Genomic DNA, 18,951 nt, shown 5'->3' with positions numbered 1-18,951 from the left:
GTCCTGTCCCTTGAGCGCGCGCAACACTTCGACGGCGGTTGCGCACCCGAGACGGTTGTCAAGCGCTTTTCCCATGTACACGTTTGGATTGCCGAGTTGAACAAACGCGCTGATCGGCGTGATCGGATCACCCGGGCGCACGCCGAGTTCTTCTGCTTCCGCTTTACTTGAGACGCCAATGTCAATAAACATGTCCTTTATTTTGACAACCTCATCGCGCTCTTTCGCGCTCAGAAGATGAGGAGGTTTCGAGCCAATGATTCCGGTGATTTCACCTTTGCGCGTTTGAATTGTTACGCGCTGCGCGAGCATGACCTGAGACCACCAGCCGCCAATTGTCTGGAATTTAATAAATCCCTCATCGGTGATTGCCTTGGTCAGAAGCCCAATCTCATCGAGGTGGCCTGCGAGCAGAATCGAGGGGCCGTCTGCCTTGCCGACTTTTTTTCCGACAACGCTTCCAAAATGGTCGCGAACGATTTCGTCAGAAACCGGTTCGAGGTACGTCTGATACAGTTTGCGAACCGGCGTTTCAAAGCCGGACGCGCCATGCGCTTCACTGAGCGCGCGAATCATGTCAATGCGTTCGTTATTCAAAGCATAGTCCCCTTCCACCAAACTATGAATTTCAATGTGATTCTATCATAATTCTTCGATTCATTACGGATTATATCGAATGATTTTCGATATTCACATACAAGATGGTAGCCTCTCAATCGGTTGCCAATTGCACGAACCAAGGATTTTGTGCATAGCATGACACCATCACAGGGATGGAGTGCGATCGAAAGTGGTTGACGTGGTTCTTGATCTTGATGACCAGCGCGATCTATGTTCACTTGTTGAAAGGTTGAGCAACCTTTTAAAGGTAGTCAAGGATCCATGGATCTTTTGGTCTACAGAGCTCCATTTCAAACCTTCGATCGCATCTGTAGCACTTCCCAATGAATCGGCAGAGTGTGCGGTTCTTATTTACGGACAACAAAAAGCGACGGGCGTCGCTTGGATGGACTATTTTATACAAAAAATGGGAATCCCTTGTATCTGGAGAACGACTGCGCTGCGTGCCTGGTTCGCTTCGCTTCGGGCTGTGCCCCCTGATCTGCGGTATTTACCTTATCAAATCGCTTTAGAGCTGGCGGCAGATCACCTGCCAACTCTCCGTGTTGCACAAATTTCTCTAAAACCTTTTATCGCGCGCAACGTCTTTCAACCGACCGCCCAAACACTTCGCTATATCCTTTGGAATACACAAAGTATCCCTGAGTGTACACAGAGGCAGTTTCCGCCGCATGTCTCCGTGGTGATTTGCGCGTTTAATGAAGCTGCTCGAATTGGTTGGGCGATTCGCTCTGTTTTATTGCAAACGTTTCACGCGTGGGAGTTGCTCGTGATCGATGATGGCTCGACAGATCAAACGGAGCAGATGGTTCGCAGCTACAATGACGAACGAATTTGCTTGATCAAGTTCATGGAGAACAAAGGAAAATCCCATGCGCTTAACTGCGCTTTGGATCACGTCAAAGGACACTTTTTTTTGGAACTTGACGCGGATGATTGGCTGGTGCCCGACGCTCTTGCAACACTCTATAAAGCATCATCAGATCTGCAACCGATGAAACTTCTTTCGGCGCACTATCATGTCTGGCAATCTGTGACAAAAGGACAACTCCAGTATCGCGGCATTCATGGCCAAAATCCAGTTCTCATTTCACCCGAATTTGCGCGCGTTCCAATTCCGCGCTTCTATCGCACAAGTGATCTGCAGAGGATCGGTGGATGGATGATCACAGACCGATTTGCCGGGCGCTTGTTTGAGGACGTTTACATGTCGGATCAATATGTTCAAAAAGGGTTCATTCAAATTCTTGAAAAACCGCTCTATCATCGAGTAATCCACCGCAAGAGTGTAAGCCAGGTGCACGCTAAGGATTATCGCGCATGGTGGCAATCATTTAAGGACGGAGAAACCTAAAAGCTCCGGAGACAGGGTTTCTCTGCCCCTTTCTCCGGATCGCTCGTCAGCGCTTTACAGCAGTACGCGTACATACTCAATGTTATCTGTCGGAATGGTGACAACCACGGGTTGACTGTACACGATGGGTGGTTCTGTTACCTGAATTGCGCTCGTTCTCACGGAGGTCAAAGTACCTTCAAACAGTGAACCGGGAACAAACACCTCAACGATTCTGCCGATGAAACTGGAAAGCATGCTCTGGAATGTCACGAGGACCCCTCCTTTATTGAACACCTGTGATTTTGCTGTATGGAATGACTAAAATGTCACCACTACTCTCCGTCAGTTCCACTGCGTTTGTGCCCACGAGCGTTACGGTGCCGGTGAGCGTGCCGGACGCTGTGCTGACAGTCACCACTTGACCTTGCTTGCTCGCGAATAGCGCCTGTAAAGCAGGGTTTGGAGGCTGACCGCTGCTGATTTGCGCTTCGAGACGTTTTACCCGCTCTCTCAATTCGTGGAGCTGGCGCTCGATTTCTCGATTCTCATGTTCAAGTTCGCGAACCTCGTGTTCGAGATGTCTCACTTTGACACGCAGTTCTCTCAAGATGGTTCGCACTGGAAAAGGCGATGGTGACGGTCCCACTGATCGAATTTGCAGGTTTTGGGCAACGATTCGCTGTGCGCGAATGACACCCACGCGAAGGGGGCGGTTAAGTGTACTCAAACTCCTCATCTCCTCAATTCGTTTTGGCATGCACTGCATGTATACGTGCTAAGAGGAAGGAGTGTGGCGACGCCAACCTATTTCATACAAAAATGTGCAGGAGTGGAGAATCAGACCATAAATTCTTCGTATTGATACGCAGGGTACACGGTTGGATCGATCGACTCCATGAGATCACTCCAGGAGAGATGGTCAAAACAACCTGACCACTTTCGATTAAAATGGTCCCAACTCTGAGTGATCCACGTTTTGCCGTGATCGTCGAGCACAGAGAAAGAGCTGTGATTGTCATGCCATACATACGTGTCCAAAGCGATGAGAAGGCGCCAATTTTTTAATCTTGCCCGCAAGCTCCAGTCGGCGTCATCCGCTCCGCATACACACGCTGTGTCCAATTCGCCGATTTCCTCAAGCGCCGCTCGCTTCGCCATCCAGACCGTACCTTGAATGCATTTTGCGGTGATCGCTTTGGGGCGTATATTCTGCAAGGCGTGATTGATCTGAACGAGTTTCGCTTCATCAAATTCATCTGCGGGTGAAGGGGGGGAATGATACTTCAGAATGTCTTGCCATCCGCCAATGCCACTGCCAAGTGGCGCGACCGCCGCGATGTCAGGATGGCGTTCAAGGTGCTTGTGAAGCCTTTTTGCAAAGCCAGGGCCCACATAGACATCCGAATTGATAAAGCACACGTATCCGTGCGCTGGAATGTTTGGGTAAATGGAAGCAATCGCGCGCGTGTACCCTACATTTTCAGATAAACGTGTCAGCGTGAGGCGCTCTCTATTTTGCGCCGATAGTTCATTTAGCATGTCGATTGAGCCGTCGGTTGAGGCGTTATCCACAACCCATAGGTGGAAAGGGAGGTCTGTATAGCGCAAAATGAAACGCAAACATTGAAGTGTTTTTGAGCAAGTGTTAAAACTCACTACAATCACGTGCAGAAATGCTGACATCATGATTCCTCCCACGGTTCAAGGATAGGGTTTTCATCCAGGATGGAATCATAGTGGCTGCGCGGACAGAATTCAGAGTGGGGGTCGCGCTGAACATAGAAATTGTATTTTCGCTGCAGTTCTTCCTGAGAACCTGCGTAACCGTAGTGTTTGATGCGCAAATCGGAGGGCGCGCCAGGAAAATCGGTCACTAGATTGCAGGGCAGACTCCCGCCGTGGAGTGCTTGATCATTCCAACGGTACGTGGCGCCCGCCATATAGCGAAACAATCGCGGGCCATAGTGGAAGGGTGCCCACAATTTATCCGTACGATAGTGTGTCATGGACTTCCAGAAGTGATAAAAACGGAATCCGTACCAGTCCGTGTGTGTCTGATTGATCATACTTTGTATGTGTTCCTTGGCTCTGTTTTCCAACACCTCATCCGCATCGATCGCCAGAATCCAGTCAGGGGATGTGGCAATCGTTCGTTGAAATAGCCGTTTTTTTAAAACAGACTCATTGATTCCGTAGAGCGAGATATGAGAATGCCCGATAGAAACCACCTTTGGATACGATTTACAGATCGCGACGGTGTCATCTGTTGATCCATCATCAAGAATGACAATCGCGTCTACATACTGTGATACGTCATCCAACACCATCCGTAAATAACGATTCCCTTCATTGCGAACTTGCATCATGGCGGTCAGTTTGTTATTGATTTCTTTGCGGATCATTGTCATGAATGTCACGCCTTTCTCTAAATTTCTGATGAAGTGAGATGAGACCACTTGGTTCGGAAATAGTGTTCGCTCGTTTCAAAGTAAGTGCGAAGCTGTTCGTGGTTTTTATTGCTTTGTCCCGTCAGATGAATAATTTTTGAATTCGGACAATAGACGACGCGGTAGCCTTTGTAGCGAGCGTTGAGTGAGTAATCCGTTTCCTCGAAATAAAAAAAGTAGTTCTCATCAAACAGACCGAGCGTATCCAGGAGAGATCGGCGAATGAGATAGGCTGCTCCACAAACACTGAAACAATCTTCCACCGTCTCATATTTTCCCGGACCATCGGCTTCCATAAATCCTCTGGGGGCGTGATTCTGAAACGTTCCTACAATGCCGGCTCCCGTGATCAATCCTTTTTGATTCACCATTTTTGGTCCGACCACAGCGATCCGAGAATCTGTCACCATACAATCCAACAACGGGGTCAACCAGTTGCGCGTGACAATCACGTCACTGTTAAGCAAGAGGATAAAAGGACTTTGACCTGCGCGAATGCCTTGATTGCATGCGACCGCATACCCGGTATTTCGGGGGTTGGAAATGACATCCAAATGATCTCGACCCATTCGCGCCAAGCGTTCGACAGAGCCATCTGTGCTTCCGTTGTCAATGATGTAGATGTGGTGAGACTCTTTGGTGTGTTTATGAATGCTTTCAAGACACGTAAGAAGTAGATTTTTTGTGTTGTAATTTACAATCACAATATCCACAAGGGAGTTCACGTGCGTCATGCTCCTCTCTACGAAAGCTCAATGTCACAGATCGCAGCGAGATGTATCCCCGAGAATCAAGTGAATCCACCCCGCCTCATACTTGGTTTTATGGATGACCGTTTCACGGCCGATGAGAGAGCGCGAGAGGCGAATCGGGCCATCAATCTGACAGCGATCAAGTAAAATGCTATCTGCCAGTTCTGCTCGCTTTATGTTCGCTTCGTGGCCGATGGTTGTATAAGGGCCTATGACCGCATCTTCAATGTGCGCGTTGCGGCCAATGACAAGTGGACCGATCAATGTGCTATGAGTGATTCGCGCGCCGCGTTCGATCCGCACATTCCCAGTAACGCGTGTGAAGGGATCTGCGTACCCTTCAAGACACGGTTTTTGGTCGTGAAGCAAGAGTCGATTGGCTTCAAGCAAGTCGGCCGGTCTCCCTGTATCCTTCCACCATCCGGGGTGGATTTGAAAAATAACCTCTTCATTTTGTGTGACAAGCCATTGCAATGCATCGGTAATTTCTAATTCACCGCGGGCGGAAGGAGTAATCGATTCAATCGCTTCGTGTATGCGGGGAGAAAATGCATAGATGCCAGTGAGCGCCAAATCGCTGATGAATGATTTTGGTTTTTCAATAAGTTGCACGACACGCTGGTTCTCGACGCGCACCACGCCGTAGTGTTCAGGTTCTTTGACGCGACTCACAAGAACGGCCGCAACCGGGTTGACTGCTTGATAGTGATCGACAAAGCTGCAAATTCCTTGATCGAGTAGGGTATCGCCAAGGATCATGACAAAGGACTGATTTTGTAAAAAAGAGGACGCAGTTTTTACAGCGTGAGCTAAACCGAGGGGCTGTTTTTGTGTGATGTAGGAGATTTGGACGCCTAATTCATGTCCATCCTTTAAGCGCTCTTTCACATGGCGCGCATTTTCGCCCACGATGACTCCCAGATCCGTGATGCCGGCCTGCCGCAAATTTTCGATGGCATAGAACAGAATCGGTTTATTGGCAACAGGTAAAAGTTGTTTAGGGCCTGAATAGGTCAGAGGGCGTAGTCGTGTGCCTGTTCCACCAGAAAGCAGCAATCCTTTCAATTCATTTCTCTCCTTGAAGACGGGGGACTCCAGATGTTTTTTAGTCAAAGATAAACCGTCTCGAAGTAAGGTATGACAGGCTGACGATGCAGGTATGGACGATTTGTAGAGGCATTACACACATTTTTGGGGGTGCTTTTCTCTGTGCAGCGTTGCAAGGGGATGTGCTAGAAAGGAAAAATCCCCGTGTCGCCGACACGAGGATTTTTGGCGTCTCAGGAGGGACTCGAACCCCCGACCCACAGCTTAGAAGGCTGTTGCTCTATCCAACTGAGCTACTGAGACATGATTGAAAGCACATGTGATTGCGATATGCAATCATATTTAAGATACGCTAAAATAGAAAAACATTCAAGCTGCATGGTATTTTCTCGCCAAGGATGTGCTGTGGATTCTTGTTGTTCGCAGATCTTCATGTTAGATTGAGGATACCTTGTCAATCGATTGGGCGAGAAGGGGTGATGCCTCATGATCCGTCGCGAGTTTGAATGGATGCGTGGGGATGTTATGCTGCGCGGCTTTCAGTTCGAACCGCATGAGGAGCGGCCAAAAGCTTCTGTGCTGATCGTGCATGGCATGGGTGAATCTTCAGAACGTTACCATCGATTTGCCAATGCGTTGACGGATTCTTTATACGCGGGTGTTGCGTATGATCTTCGCGGTCACGGCCGCACGGCGCGCAGTGTTGATGAATTAGGCGATATGGGAAACGACGGCTTTGAAACAGCCTATGAGGACCTTCGGTCTATTGCGTTGGAAATAAAGCGTTCAAATCCGGAACTTCCGCTATTCTTATTTGCGCACTCCATGGGGTCGATGTTGGCCAAAGGTGCACTATACCGCGATCCGTCCCTTTTTCAAGCGGTCATTTTATCGGGAACGACGGGACCTCCGCGCGCGCTCCTTCAGCTTGGCAAGATGATTGCCAAACGTGAGATAAAGCGGCATGGTGCGCACTACCAGAGCGGCATCTTGGAAAGGTTATCGTTTGGAAGTTACAATCGTGCATTCCGGCCCAATCGAACGGGGTATGACTGGTTGTCGCGTGATCGAGATGAAGTCGATCGCTATGTGGCCGATCCACAATGTGGAAAGACACTTTGCGCGGGGTCATTTCTCGCCATGCTTTCATGGCTCTTTGCGACACACACCCCCGAAAACCTTGTGAGAATTCCGAAAGACTTACCGATCCTCATGATCTCTGGGGACAGGGATCCGGTGGGCGAGATGGGAAAAGGTGTCACGCAATTAGCGCGGAACTATAAACGCTACGGACTCAAGTGCGTAGATGTGCGGCTGTACAAAGACGCGCGTCACGAACTTCTCCATGAACTCAATTGTGACCAGGTCACGAGAGATATCACGGAGTGGATGGATCAAAAGCTTCAGCTAAGTTTGTCTTGATGAAAACAGGTTATGGTTTTGCTATGGAATGTGGGAGGTTATTGGATTGGGTAAGGTGCGTCAAACGATTGCGATTGCACTCAGTGTCGTCATCGTGGCAGCAGGAAGTATCGTTGCGCTTGCAGAAACGGGTAAACCCCAAAACTCCACTCAAGGATCGTCAACGCTCATCACCAACACAGACAACTATCGCGTTTCACAAGTGCCTCTCGCGGCGCCCTCCGCAGAACTGATTGACGCGACGACAGGTCAGATTCTCTATGCGAAACAGGCAGCAACGATGCGCTATCCAGCGAGTATCGTAAAATTGATGACATCGCTCATCGCGCTTGAGCAAGTGAAAAAAGGTCAACTCACGCTTCACTCAATTATTCCTGTCAGTCAAGCGGCCTACAAAGTGGCGCAGACGCCGGGACTTTCTGTCGCGTATCTCGATCCATCCCAGCGTGTTTCACTACAAAGGATGCTGGAGCTGATGTACGTTGTTTCAGCGGATGACGCGGCGGTGGCGGTGGCTGACGCGATCGGAGGAAGTGAGTCTGCGTTTGCTCAAATGATGAACCGCGAAGCGGCAAAGCTTCACATGACACACACGCATTATACAAACGCGTCGGGTTTACAGAATTCAAAGCAGGTTACGACTGCGCACGATATCGGTATTCTCACCCGCTATTTGATAACAAAATATCCTGTCGTATTAACGTATGCATCGATGCCAGGGATGGATATTTCTCCAGGAAATTATGGCCACACTTACGACCAATTGCTTGGTCAATATCAAGGGCTCAACGGGTTAAAGACCGGTTCGACGTCTCAGGCAGGGTATTGCTTTGTCGGCACGGCAGTCCGCAACGGGCATCATTTGATCAGCATTGTGCTCGGCGACTCATCTTTTCCAAACGTTTTCCAAGATACGGCTGCGCTGCTCGACTTTGGCTTTCAGAACTTTCATCGCCTCTCGCTGAATGCGGAAAATACGCCTCTCGCACAGATGGTCACTGTGTCAGGTGGCGCCAATCAAACGCTTCCTGTCGTTACCCATCAACCGATTACAGCGCTTGCCATGCATCATGATAAGGTATCGATGCAACTCTCGACGTTGACGCAAAAAGCGCCCATTGCCAAAGGGCAGCAGGTGGGTGATGCACTTGTGATCGTCAATCGCACGGTCGTGTCAAAGGTGCCAGTTTATGCGGCACAAAATGATCCAAAAGCATCCTTCCTTACAGAAGCGTGGAGAAATTTGATGCGTTCTGCACACCAAGGTTCGCGCAAGATTGTCGATGCAGTCGTTCACAAGGTGCAACATCTCATCGGTTAATCGGGGGATCGTCAGATGGAGACCGACAATCCAATGGATTCATGGTTGGGATTCTTTTATCATGTGGCGAAAAAACGCGTTCTCGTCATCGGAGGCGGGCGTGTGGCGGAGAGACGCGTCAAGAAACTGGTGGATTCAGGGGCTGTCCCTGAACTCGTCAGTCCCAATCTGACATCAGATCTTTACCGTTTATGGCAGACGGGTCACATCGTATGGAAGATGCGCCGCTTTGTAAAGGGAGATTTGTTCAGCGAAATTGATCTTGTGGTCATTGCCACATCGGATCACACAGTGAATGAGCAAATCGCGACGCAAGCAAAAGCGCTCGGCATTTTGTGCGCGCGCGCAGACGATCCGCTGCGTGGAGACATCGTTTTTCCCGCCTCAATGCGTGCAGGAATGATCCGCATTGAGGTGTCGACCTCAGGCGCTAGTCCAGCGCTTTCGGCGGGGATTCGCGACTGGTTGAAACAGGAATTGCCAGAGATCATCGAAGCGCTCGCGGAGTGGCAACGCGATGTGCGGGCCGTTTTGTTACGTCAGGGCATTGCCCCAGGGCCGATTTTGAAACGTTTTTCTAGTCCAGAGTGGATTCGCACCGTCGCGACGGATCGGTCTGCATTTGAGCGAGAAATTTGTGCCGTCGAAGAAACCTATTCATTGGTATTACCGCGACCGCGACCGTAGCGAATTACCTGCGCATGATATTCCATTTCTTGCGGCGCTCCTCACGCCGCATCCGCGCATGTTCGAGCGTGGAATGCCATAATGTATAGGCAAGCGCTGCGAGAAAAAGAATGAATGCGATTTTGAAGAGAATGGATAACACGGCGCCAACGAGAACGATGCCGATCCAGATGAGAAAGACAAAAACAATACCGCGTACGACGAGTGACATTTCGCCACCTCCATGATTAGGTATACGAAAGATCTCGGTAATGGTTTCACGTGGGGTGCGAGAAGCGCCTGGAGGACTTGGCTGCAGCGAGAAGCTAAAACGTTGTCATAGAGGGGCGCTTTTATGGAAACCATCGACGCACGCACGATTTTTGCGGGAATGAAAACACAGTTTGACCCGAGTGCCGCAAAAGGGGTAAACGCGAAAATTGTATATGAGTTGTCTGGACACGACGCTTCTTCGTGGACACTAAGCGTTCAAGACGGTGCGCTCGACGTATGTGAAGGCAGAGATGACGGCCGTGTTCAAGCAATTGTGCGGATGAGTTCTGACGATTTTGTCAAGGTTGCCATGGGAAAGGCGAATCCGATGACCTTGTTTATGACAGGGAAATTAAAAATTGAAGGCGACCCATTTTTGGCACAAAAATTTCAATCCTTTTTCAAAAAACCAGATAACATCTAGAGTGGTACGTTTTTGCAAAATAGAGCGAGGGCATCCACATGAATGCCCTCGCTAAGGGACGATCTAAGCGACTATGCATCCTCACTTGATGCTACGAGGTCATTGCGTAGAATCGGCGCGCCGGCCGGAAAGTTCTGATCAACGACGCCTCCACCCTCATCCATCATGCGATGGATCCCCTCTTCGATGTCCTCGTGAACATCTTGTGTATACACGTCATGAAGCGTTGTCTTGGAAGTTGCATGCTCGCTTAACACGGACAATCCCCTCCCGATTCATGTGGTATAATCTAGAGGATCGTATACGCAGCGTCACCTCTACACGTTAGCATGTTGATCGCGATGCCAATTTATGTAGAGGATTGGATCGTGCACCTTTTGCGCGTTCTGATTAACAATAAAGTGAGGGTTCAATGGTGACAACTCATAATGACCCGTTTCACGCAAAGCAAGAACTTCAAGTCGGTGACCGCTCACTGACCTACTATCGTTTGGAAGCGCTCGTCGAGCAAGGTGTTGCAGATATAAAACGTTTGCCCTTTTCTATGAAAGTTTTATTAGAGAGCGTTCTTCGCAAGTACGACGGCTACATCATCACAGAGGATCACATTCGACAATTGGCCAATTGGAATGCGAAAAACCCTGATGAAACAAAAGAAGTGCCTTTTATGCCGGCACGCATCCTACTACAGGATTTTACTGGTGTTCCAGTCGTGGTCGATCTCGCGGCATTGCGTCAGGCGATGCATCGGCTCGGAGGAGACCCCAAAAAGATCAACCCACTCGTTCCGGTCGACCTCGTTATTGACCACTCCGTTCAGGTGGATCGGTTCGGAGACGCGCAGGCGCTGGAAACGAATGAAGAGCTTGAGTTTCAAAGAAATGAAGAGCGCTATAAATTTCTCCACTGGGCAACAAAAGCATTTCAAAATTTCCGCGCGGTTCCCCCTTCCACCGGTATTGTTCATCAGGTCAATCTCGAATACCTCGCATCGGTCGTACAAGTTCGTGAAGAGAATGGAGAATGGATTGCATATCCGGATTCCTTGGTTGGGACTGACTCGCACACAACGATGATCAACGGGCTCGGCGTTTTAGGGTGGGGAGTAGGTGGAATTGAGGCGGAAGCCGGGATGCTCGGTCAACCGCTCTATTTTGTGACGCCGCACGTGGTTGGCTTTAAGTTGACAGGGAAGCTTCCTGAGGGTTCGACGGCGACCGATCTCGCGCTCACGGTAACGAATCTCCTTCGCAAAAAGGGCGTCGTTGGAAAGTTTGTCGAATATTTTGGCCCTGGTCTCAGTTCGATGACACTCGCCGATCGCGCAACGATCGCCAACATGGCGCCAGAATATGGTGCGACGATGGGCTTTTTCCCTGTTGACGCGGAGACGCTTTCGTACTTGCGCGCGACCGGTCGCAGTGAAGAATTGATCGAAACGGTTGAAGCGTATACCCGAGCGCAAGGTCTTTTCCGAACAGATGACATGGAAGATCCTATCTTTTCAGATGTGGTCGAACTCGATCTCGCAACGGTCGTCCCTTCGCTCGCGGGACCAAAGCGTCCACAGGATCGCGTAGAACTGACAGCGATCAAACAACAGTTTGAAGAGATTCTGCACAAGCCGGTCAAGGAAGGCGGCTTTGGTGTCACGCCGGAAAAGGCGAGTGAGTCTGTGGCGGTGCAGATGGCAGACGGGCAAACGGCAACCCTTCGGGCAGGCTCGCTGGTGATTGCGGCGATTACGAGTTGCACGAACACATCGAACCCGTCGGTCATGATCGCGGCTGGAATCCTCGCTAAAAACGCGGTGAAAAAAGGCCTGCGTCGACAACCGCATGTGAAGACAAGCCTTGGCCCCGGCTCGCGCGTCGTTACGCAGTATTTAGAGGATGGCGGTTATATGCCATACCTTGAGACGCTCGGTTTTCAGGTCGTCGGCTATGGATGTACGACGTGCATCGGCAACAGTGGCCCGCTCAACCCGGAGATTGAAGCGGCGATCCGCGACCATGAGTTGACGGTTGGTGCGGTGCTCTCAGGAAATCGCAACTTTGAAGGGCGCATCCATCCGCTCGTCAAGGCAAACTATCTCGCGTCGCCTCCACTTGTCGTGGCGTATGCCCTCACGGGGCGGCTTGACATCGATTTGACAAAAGACCCACTCGGTTTCGATCAGAACGGGAACCCTGTATACCTCAAGGACGTTTGGCCGTCTTCGCGCGAAGTGGAAGACGCGATTGCAAGCCTTGTCACGCCAGCGATCTTTAAAGCGAAATACGAAAATGTGTTGCAAAACAATCCGCGCTTTAATGCATTGCCGAGTCCGACGGGCGAACGCTACAGTTTTGAAAAAGACTCCACCTATATTCAGGAACCGCCTTTCTTTGAGGATCTGGAAAACGCAAAACTTGAGATAAAGCCGATTGAAAGAGCACGGATTCTCGCGCTGCTCGGCGACAGTGTCACAACGGATCACATCTCACCGGCTGGAGCGATCAACCCGAAAAGCCCAGCGGGTCAGTTCCTGCAAGAAAAAGGGGTGGAGATCAAAAACTTTAACTCGTATGGCTCGCGTCGCGGCAACCATGAAGTTATGATGCGCGGAACGTTTGCGAATGTGCGGATTCGCAATGAAATGATCCCAGGGACAGAAGGCGGATTTACGGAGTACCTTCCTACGGGGGAAACGCTCTCCATCTATGACGCGGCGATGAATTATCAGGGTGAAAAGCAAACGACCGTTATTTTCGCGGGAAAAGAGTACGGCACGGGAAGCTCGCGCGACTGGGCGGCCAAAGGAACCTATCTCCTTGGCGTAAAGGCGGTCATCGCGGAAAGCTTTGAACGGATTCATCGCAGCAACCTCGTTGGTATGGGCGTCCTCCCTATTCAATTTGACGAGGGAATGTCGTGGAAATCGCTTGGACTTACAGGAAAAGAGTACATCGAGATTCAAGGACTCGATGATCACGTGAAGCCACAACAACGTGTGACGTTGCGGGTAACCGCGCCAGACGGCGGTGTTCAGGTGGTGGATGCGACCGTTCGCTTGGATAGCCCCATTGAGATCGATTACTACCGCAATGGCGGAATTCTGCAAATGGTTCTTCGCAACTTGCTGAAAAAAGCCTAGGATGGAATGTTTAAAAGCGACCCTTTGTCAGGGTCGCTTTTTTGCGTTGATTTATGGATGCCCAATCCTCAGTGATGCGCACCGCTCAATGTGAGATCGCGAATCGAGAGGAGTGTGGCTGGGCTCGTCGCGCCACGCGTTGTCTCAAGAATGACGTGATCGCCTGGTTGCACAAACGGAACAACCGTCGGATCGAGTGATTGTGACGCGCGATAAGCCTGACCGTTTACGAGAAACAACCAGTACTCTTTGACAGTCGATGCGTTTGCGCCGCTCGACTGAAGGAGCGTTGCAACACGCGTTACCACGCCAGACGTTTTGACCGTCGTTGAAGCCAATTGCGGATTGGTTTGGCCATTCCCTGCGAGATAGGCTTGCCACGCGGAAAGTGCATCGATCAGATTGGATGCGATCACCGGTTGCGCGACATTTTTGGGATCGACGATGGCAACCTGTTGAACAATCCCGGATTGATTGACCACGGGTGCGACGTAGGCGAGTGAGCCTGCGACATTATAGAGCAGCGCACGCCCAGAACTGAGGGTGCTGTTGAGGGTTGAGCCGTCGATGCGCTGTGAGATGGCGAGATCATTTTGAAGGCCTGTAAACGGAGTGAAGGTTACTGCATTCGTCTCTGCGTTAACCAGAATGATTCCAGATAGCGAATTGTCACCTGGATTTGGGGACGTCATGGGAATCTCCCAGCCGAGTCCACCGTTTCCAAGAAGCACGTTATACGGTGTGGCGTGTACAGGTTTTGTCGCGAGTTGGTGCGTAAACGTTGACGCGATCAGTCCTGCGCGATCCCAACCAAAACGCGCGGCTTCACTCTGGGCAAAGTTTGGCCCGACAACCTGACTCACCCATGCAGGCTGTGTACCCAAAGCGTAATACGTGATATGTCCGCTCGTCGGGTCAACCAAAGCGGATCCAACGAGAACGCGCGTCACGAGACTGCCAAGGCCAGGAGCGGGCGCATAGAGGGAAGTGACCCAGTAGCCCTTACCAGATGGGTCAATCTCCCAATCAGACGTTCCAATGATAAGCGTTGGGAAATGTTGATAGAGCAGGCGCCCCAAATTCCACGAGAATCCGGCAGCGGGTGTAATGTTAATCTGTTCATTGAGTGACAGAAGCGGTTTGGCAGATGGATTGTTTGCCTGCATGAGGACGAAGCCCGGCGTGCTGTGGCGCGTCAACCAAATGAGACCGTTGTTATAGTCCAGTGGCGAGGTCCAATAGAGCTGCCCCTGATACCGCACGAGCGAGAGACCGCGCAGCGAAACGTGATACTGCGGGCCGAGCGTTCCGATTGCGTTTGCCATGACAAGACTCGCGCTATCCTTTTCAACAATTGGGACATCGCCTACCTGAATCGGCGGCAGCGTCGCAGTTGTTTTGGCTTTGACAAGACTCACTTGCTCACCATACGTCAGTCCTGCGGCGAGCGTGGTTGAGGCAGACGCAATGACGCCTGACAAGAGAAGCGCCACGGCAGTTCCCGTCACAAGGAGCGAGAGTGGTCCAAGCTTCTGTAGTGATTTGCGCGCCTGGTCATAGGTTGCACCAAAGCCGCCCGCTTGAGAGATGGGGCGCGGTCCGCGCGGTTTTCGATTCTGCATGAGTGAGAAGATCAAAATGCCTATCGTTAGCAGACCACCGAAGCTGAACACGGTCAAAATGACCAAGGCCAGGATGCCGCCGCCGACAATCAATAGTGTGCGATTTTTCATCAGTTTGCCGGCGGACCGTTCAATCAGGATGCGCACGCCGCGCACGAGCAGTGCCACTAAAAGAAAATAGAGCAGTGTTGGCACATTGATGGGGGGGAAGATTCCCGCAAAATAATCGATGATGGAAAGGAGGAGATCAACGCCGAGAAACCATCCTAACGCGCGCAGCGGGATTTGCTTTGGACCCCAGCCGAGAATCACCGCGAGTAAAAGGAGGGTTGGCGCAAAGAGGTAGACATACATGAAGGAGCAACTCCCCGTAAATTTTTCCAGCGCATTATCCATTGCAAGTGTACCATTCTCGATCCCTTCCTGCTATCAAGCGCATCCAATCTACGAAGTTTGCGTGCAGAGGCGCCGGGAACGCGTTACAATTAGGGTATACGAAGACTGCCCTAGGAGGTTTCTGCGGTGGCGAATCCATCGATTGAACTGCATGATATTCTTGTAAAACGAGATGGCCGCGTCATCTTGAACCTCCCTTCCTTAACGTTTGAGAAACACGAACACTGGGCGATTCTCGGCGCGAATGGATCAGGAAAAACGACGCTGCTCCAGATGATTCTCGGCTATCTTTGGCCGACGAGAGGAACGGTGCGGGTGCTTGGGCATACGCTCGGAAGCTATGATGTTCGCGAACTGCGAAAACAAATCGGTTTCGTCTCTATGGCGATGACCGAGCGGTTTCTTGCCAGTGACACGGCAGAAACAATCGTGGCAACGGGAAGGACGGCTGCGGCGGGTAGCTATTTACCGCTCTCTGCAGAAGATTGTGAGCGCGCCAGCACGCTGCTCGAAGGGCTCGCGATGACACATCTTGCCGGACACCTTTATCGCACGCTCTCGCAAGGTGAGCGACAAAAGGTGATGATTGCGCGCGCGCTTCACGCGAGACCGGAGCTTCTGGTGCTTGATGAACCGTGCACGGGGCTTGACTTTCCATCGCGCGAATCACTCCTTGAAATGATCGAAGGTATCGCGACCGCCGCAGGCGCGCCGCAGGTTCTCTATGTGACCCACTATCCGAACGAACTTTTTCCATCGCTCACGAACGTTTTGCTCTTAAAAGAGGGACGTATGGTCGCGGCAGGTGGAAAATATATAGCTCTGACCGAGGAGAACCTCTCGGAAACGTTTTCACTCCCGATTCACCTCACATGGGAAGACGGCGTGCCAAACGCCAGAAGAAAAAAGGCGGCGAATGCGTTTGATTGAGGTGGTGGCGGGTCGCGCAGGCGTTGGCAAGACGCGTGAACTGTTGTCTCGCATTGCTGCTCTTTGCAAAAGCGATCCGCTGGGGGAGCCGCTTATTCTGATCGTCCCCGATCAGTATGCGTTTACTGCGGAAAAGCGCCTTCTGCAGATGAGTGAGGGCGGTGCGGTGACACGCGTTTCCGTTGAGACGTTCACAAGGCTTGCCTATCGGGCAAAACAGCTGCTCGGCAAGGCAAATGTACCGCTTGTGCGCGGACCGGGGCGCCACGCCCTGATCGCAGCCGCCTATGAGGTTGCGTATCCGTCGCTGACGCGCCTGCGCCGATCTAACCCGACGCCGCAGTTTCTCGCGCGCATCGGCAAATTGATCGAAGAGTGCCAGACAAGCCTCGTCGATGAAGACTGCGTGAGACGCATTGGCCATGCAGAGCAGGCTGAACTGCGTGGCAAGTTGACGGATGCACTGCAAATTCTTGACGCGTATCGTCATTTGATCGCTGACAAGATGACCGACCGTCACGACCTTCTGCCACTGTTGGCAGAAGGGATCAAGCGTCGGCGGTTGCTTGTCGGAGCAGTTTTTTTAGACGGATTCCTCGGTTATACGCCACAGGAGTTTGCAATTCTCGAACAATTGTTTGAAAACTCAACCCAACTGACCATGACGTATTCCGGACCCGCATCCTATTTGACGCCGCGCATCGAGTCGCGCACGCACGCTTCACTGGCACAAGCTGCAGAAACGGGCGGACAGTTGTTTCGCTTGCTGTCCCGTTTCTCCGAGAGAGGCGCGCGCGTCACAGATTTGGATCTGCCCGTGATAAACCCACCGCGCTTTTTAAAATCACCTGTTTTAAAAAATCTCGAAGCTGTCGCCTTCGGAGAGTATGAGCGGTTGCTCCCATCTGCGAAAAGCGATCGCGCAAGCACATCCCTCATGGTGACTCACGCGCCCCATCGACGCGCCGAGGTGGAAGATGTGATATCACGCCTGCTCTTTTTGCGTGAATCAGAAGATCTGGCGTGGTCAGACTTGATGTTGATTACGACCAATCCGCGCGACTATGCGTCGCTTTTGTCGACACACTTAGAAGAGGCGAAGATTCCCTTTTTCCTAGATCGGCGCCGCCCCTTGCTGCATCACCCACTCGCGCGCGCGATCCTCTCACTTTTGTCCCTTCAAGAGGATTCTTTGGCCAGCCGCGCATTGGTAGGGCTTTTAAAAACAGATTTGTTGCCATTTACGCGCGCCGCAGTTGACGCGTTTGAGAATGACTGGATTGAAACGGGCGTCACCGTTCGCGAGTGGCTTGCGAAAGAGCGCGTTTCGGCGCGCGCGCCGCGATCGCTTTACGACTTTAAGCGCAGTCTTGATTCTTTCGTGTCGAGCGTCTCGCGCGGAGGCGTAGATGCACAAACCTTGGTTGAACGAATGGATCAGTTTTTGGTTGAAATGCGCGTATTCGATCTCCTCGCAAAGCGCGTGGAGCATGATCGCGCGGCGGGGAAGCGGCTTGACGCGCAGTTCCACGAACAAGCGGCGACAGAAATTGCGCAACTTTTTGAAGACCTTACGTACGCGTTTGGCGACAGCGTGAAACCTCTGTCCGAGTGGGAAACCCTCATTCGGGCGGCGCTCGCGACGGTGCACGCAGGCAACGTGCCGCCGCAAGCAGATACGCTTATCATCACAGACCCGAGTCGTCTGCGCGGCAATGAGGCGAAACACGTGTGTGTGCTTGGCTGCGACGATGCAAACTTTCCGCCGATCCATCGCGAAGATGACGTGTTGAGCGATCTCGAGCGCGAGTGGTTGCGCACCTTTGGTATCTTTATCGGCCCATCCGCGCTCAAGCGACAATCGTTTGAGCGAGATCGCTTTTATGCGCTCGACACGCGCGCAACAGACAGCGTCGCTTTTTCGTACGCGCAGAGTGATGAGCGTGGACGCAAGCGGTCGCCAGGCGAGTATCTTCGCGAGCTCAAACAGGCTTTGTGCGCTGATTTGATCGAACGGGATCTCGGGGTGCTTGAAAATGCTGAATGGCTTGCAGAAACTACCCGCTTTCGCTCTCCCGCGGCGATGGCGCGCCAGGCGCTTTTGTGGATGCAAAATTCAAGCCAGCGCACGTTTGGGGAAACATTCGAGGCGGAGCTTCAGCAGATGGGCTATGCCGGTCTCATGCTCGATCTCACCCATCCGCGCACCGCAAAGAGCGAGCAGCTCGCGCGCGATCTTGCGAACAGGCTTTATGGCACGTCGCTCTACGTGAGCGTGTCGCGGCTCGAACGTCACGCTGCTTGCGCGTTTGCGCATTTTGGCAGTGACGGCTTGAAGTTGCAACCGCGCAAGACGGTGGATGTCGACGCGCTTTTGAAAGGGCAGTTTTTGCACGAAGTTCTTCATCTGTATACGACATGGCAACAAGCGCAAGATCCATTTCCGGCGTTTGAACAGGCGCACGCGAAGATGGAAGAGATCATTGCTGCACAAATGGAGCGACAGTTTCCGTTCGCTGAAACAGCGAGCGCGGCGACGCGTCTTAATCGCCGCCAAC

The 18,951-nt window shown here is 51.6% G+C and carries 18 protein-coding genes and 1 tRNA gene; 8 read left to right on the top strand and 11 right to left on the bottom strand.

The annotated features are described in order from the left end of the window. On the bottom strand, positions 1 to 597 hold a 597-nt coding region (locus AYW79_RS12340; protein WP_418251495.1), incomplete at its 3' end, for a M42 family metallopeptidase. Between the two features lie 193 nt (positions 598 to 790). Here AYW79_RS12340 and AYW79_RS12335 point away from each other — a divergent pair. Next, a complete protein-coding gene (locus AYW79_RS12335) occupies positions 791 to 1,975 on the top strand; it encodes a glycosyltransferase family 2 protein (RefSeq protein WP_067566462.1) in 1,185 nt (394 codons plus the stop codon). Between the two features lie 54 nt (positions 1,976 to 2,029). On the opposite strand, the gene AYW79_RS12330 is transcribed toward AYW79_RS12335, so the two are convergent. The 7 genes from AYW79_RS12330 to AYW79_RS12300 form a co-directional block, all read right to left on the bottom strand. After that, a complete protein-coding gene (locus AYW79_RS12330; protein ID WP_067566460.1) occupies positions 2,030 to 2,227 on the bottom strand; it encodes a hypothetical protein in 198 nt (65 codons plus the stop codon). A gap of 13 nt (positions 2,228 to 2,240) precedes the next feature. Further along, complete coding sequence (locus tag AYW79_RS12325; protein WP_067566457.1) at positions 2,241 to 2,684, bottom strand: hypothetical protein; 444 nt, start codon at positions 2,682 to 2,684, stop codon at positions 2,241 to 2,243. Positions 2,685 to 2,794: 110 nt separating this feature from the next. Further along, the gene (locus AYW79_RS12320; RefSeq protein ID WP_067566448.1) at positions 2,795 to 3,640 is read right to left on the bottom strand and encodes a glycosyltransferase; all 846 of its coding nucleotides are present in this window, start codon (positions 3,638 to 3,640) and stop codon (positions 2,795 to 2,797) included. Further along, complete coding sequence (locus tag AYW79_RS12315) at positions 3,640 to 4,365, bottom strand: glycosyltransferase (protein WP_231877866.1); 726 nt, start codon at positions 4,363 to 4,365, stop codon at positions 3,640 to 3,642. The genes AYW79_RS12320 and AYW79_RS12315 overlap by 1 nt, the downstream gene beginning before the upstream one ends. Positions 4,366 to 4,382: 17 nt before the next feature. Next, positions 4,383 to 5,129 (bottom strand): glycosyltransferase family 2 protein, encoded by a 747-nt coding sequence (locus AYW79_RS12310; protein WP_067566445.1) that lies wholly within the window; start codon positions 5,127 to 5,129, stop codon positions 4,383 to 4,385. Between the two features lie 33 nt (positions 5,130 to 5,162). Further along, positions 5,163 to 6,221: a glucose-1-phosphate thymidylyltransferase gene (locus AYW79_RS12305; protein WP_067566443.1), complete on the bottom strand. Its 1,059-nt coding sequence runs from the start codon at positions 6,219 to 6,221 to the stop codon at positions 5,163 to 5,165. Between the two features lie 208 nt (positions 6,222 to 6,429). After that, positions 6,430 to 6,506 (bottom strand) — tRNA-Arg (locus AYW79_RS12300). A gap of 183 nt (positions 6,507 to 6,689) precedes the next feature. On the opposite strand from AYW79_RS12300, the gene AYW79_RS12295 reads away from it, so the two are divergent. The 3 genes from AYW79_RS12295 to AYW79_RS12285 are packed head-to-tail and all read left to right on the top strand — an operon-like array spanning position 6,690 to position 9,633. Next, positions 6,690 to 7,625, top strand: coding sequence for an alpha/beta fold hydrolase (locus AYW79_RS12295; RefSeq protein ID WP_067566440.1), 936 nt, complete (start codon positions 6,690 to 6,692; stop codon positions 7,623 to 7,625). Positions 7,626 to 7,680: 55 nt separating this feature from the next. Continuing rightward, complete coding sequence (locus AYW79_RS12290; protein ID WP_231877868.1) at positions 7,681 to 8,946, top strand: D-alanyl-D-alanine carboxypeptidase family protein; 1,266 nt, start codon at positions 7,681 to 7,683, stop codon at positions 8,944 to 8,946. 15 nt (positions 8,947 to 8,961) lie between these two features. Then, on the top strand, positions 8,962 to 9,633 hold the full coding sequence (locus AYW79_RS12285; protein WP_079291137.1) for a precorrin-2 dehydrogenase/sirohydrochlorin ferrochelatase family protein: 672 nt from the start codon (positions 8,962 to 8,964) through the stop codon (positions 9,631 to 9,633). A gap of 4 nt (positions 9,634 to 9,637) precedes the next feature. On the opposite strand, the gene AYW79_RS12280 is transcribed toward AYW79_RS12285, so the two are convergent. After that, positions 9,638 to 9,844, bottom strand: a complete 207-nt coding sequence (locus AYW79_RS12280; protein WP_067566434.1) for a hypothetical protein — start codon at positions 9,842 to 9,844, stop codon at positions 9,638 to 9,640. Between the two features lie 123 nt (positions 9,845 to 9,967). Here AYW79_RS12280 and AYW79_RS12275 point away from each other — a divergent pair, with 123 nt between their 5' ends. Next, entirely contained in the window at positions 9,968 to 10,309 is a 342-nt protein-coding gene (locus AYW79_RS12275; protein WP_067953231.1) for an SCP2 sterol-binding domain-containing protein, read from the top strand. 71 nt (positions 10,310 to 10,380) lie between these two features. Here AYW79_RS12275 and AYW79_RS12270 read toward each other — a convergent pair whose 3' ends face one another. After that, positions 10,381 to 10,566 (bottom strand): hypothetical protein, encoded by a 186-nt coding sequence (locus tag AYW79_RS12270; protein WP_067566431.1) that lies wholly within the window; start codon positions 10,564 to 10,566, stop codon positions 10,381 to 10,383. A 158-nt stretch (positions 10,567 to 10,724) separates the two neighbouring features. On the opposite strand from AYW79_RS12270, the gene acnA reads away from it, so the two are divergent. Further along, positions 10,725 to 13,445 carry an aconitate hydratase AcnA gene (acnA, locus tag AYW79_RS12265; protein WP_231877865.1) on the top strand — a complete coding sequence of 907 codons (2,721 nt, stop codon included), beginning with the start codon at positions 10,725 to 10,727 and terminating at the stop codon, positions 13,443 to 13,445. 68 nt (positions 13,446 to 13,513) lie between these two features. Here the strand turns inward: acnA and AYW79_RS12260 are convergent, their stop codons facing one another. Further along, on the bottom strand, positions 13,514 to 15,421 hold the full coding sequence (locus AYW79_RS12260) for a hypothetical protein (RefSeq protein ID WP_067566425.1): 1,908 nt from the start codon (positions 15,419 to 15,421) through the stop codon (positions 13,514 to 13,516). Between the two features lie 168 nt (positions 15,422 to 15,589). Between AYW79_RS12260 and AYW79_RS12255 the strand changes: the two genes are divergently transcribed. Together AYW79_RS12255 and AYW79_RS12250 are read left to right on the top strand one after the other, a co-directional pair. Next, the gene (locus AYW79_RS12255) at positions 15,590 to 16,393 is read left to right on the top strand and encodes an ABC transporter ATP-binding protein (protein ID WP_067566422.1); all 804 of its coding nucleotides are present in this window, start codon (positions 15,590 to 15,592) and stop codon (positions 16,391 to 16,393) included. A gap of 1 nt (position 16,394) precedes the next feature. Continuing rightward, positions 16,395 to 18,951, top strand: a 2,557-nt coding sequence (locus AYW79_RS12250; protein WP_231884546.1) for a PD-(D/E)XK nuclease family protein, incomplete at its 3' end; no start/stop codon positions are given.

Origin of the sequence: Ferroacidibacillus organovorans (assembly GCF_001642725.1) — a bacterium.
Classification (GTDB): Bacteria; Bacillota; Bacilli; order Alicyclobacillales; family SLC66; genus Ferroacidibacillus; species Ferroacidibacillus organovorans.
This window is presented reverse-complemented; position numbering and strand designations above follow the sequence as displayed.

Coding starts and splice junctions, on each gene's coding strand:
- AYW79_RS12280 (WP_067566434.1), bottom strand. CDS start 9,844: ATGTCACTCGTCGTACGCGGTATTGTTTTTGTCTTTCTCATCTGGATC.
- AYW79_RS12285 (WP_079291137.1), top strand. CDS start 8,962: ATGGAGACCGACAATCCAATGGATTCATGGTTGGGATTCTTTTATCAT.
- AYW79_RS12315 (WP_231877866.1), bottom strand. CDS start 4,365: ATGACAATGATCCGCAAAGAAATCAATAACAAACTGACCGCCATGATG.
- AYW79_RS12275 (WP_067953231.1), top strand. CDS start 9,968: ATGGAAACCATCGACGCACGCACGATTTTTGCGGGAATGAAAACACAG.
- AYW79_RS12260 (WP_067566425.1), bottom strand. CDS start 15,421: ATGTATGTCTACCTCTTTGCGCCAACCCTCCTTTTACTCGCGGTGATT.
- AYW79_RS12320 (WP_067566448.1), bottom strand. CDS start 3,640: ATGTCAGCATTTCTGCACGTGATTGTAGTGAGTTTTAACACTTGCTCA.
- AYW79_RS12295 (WP_067566440.1), top strand. CDS start 6,690: ATGATCCGTCGCGAGTTTGAATGGATGCGTGGGGATGTTATGCTGCGC.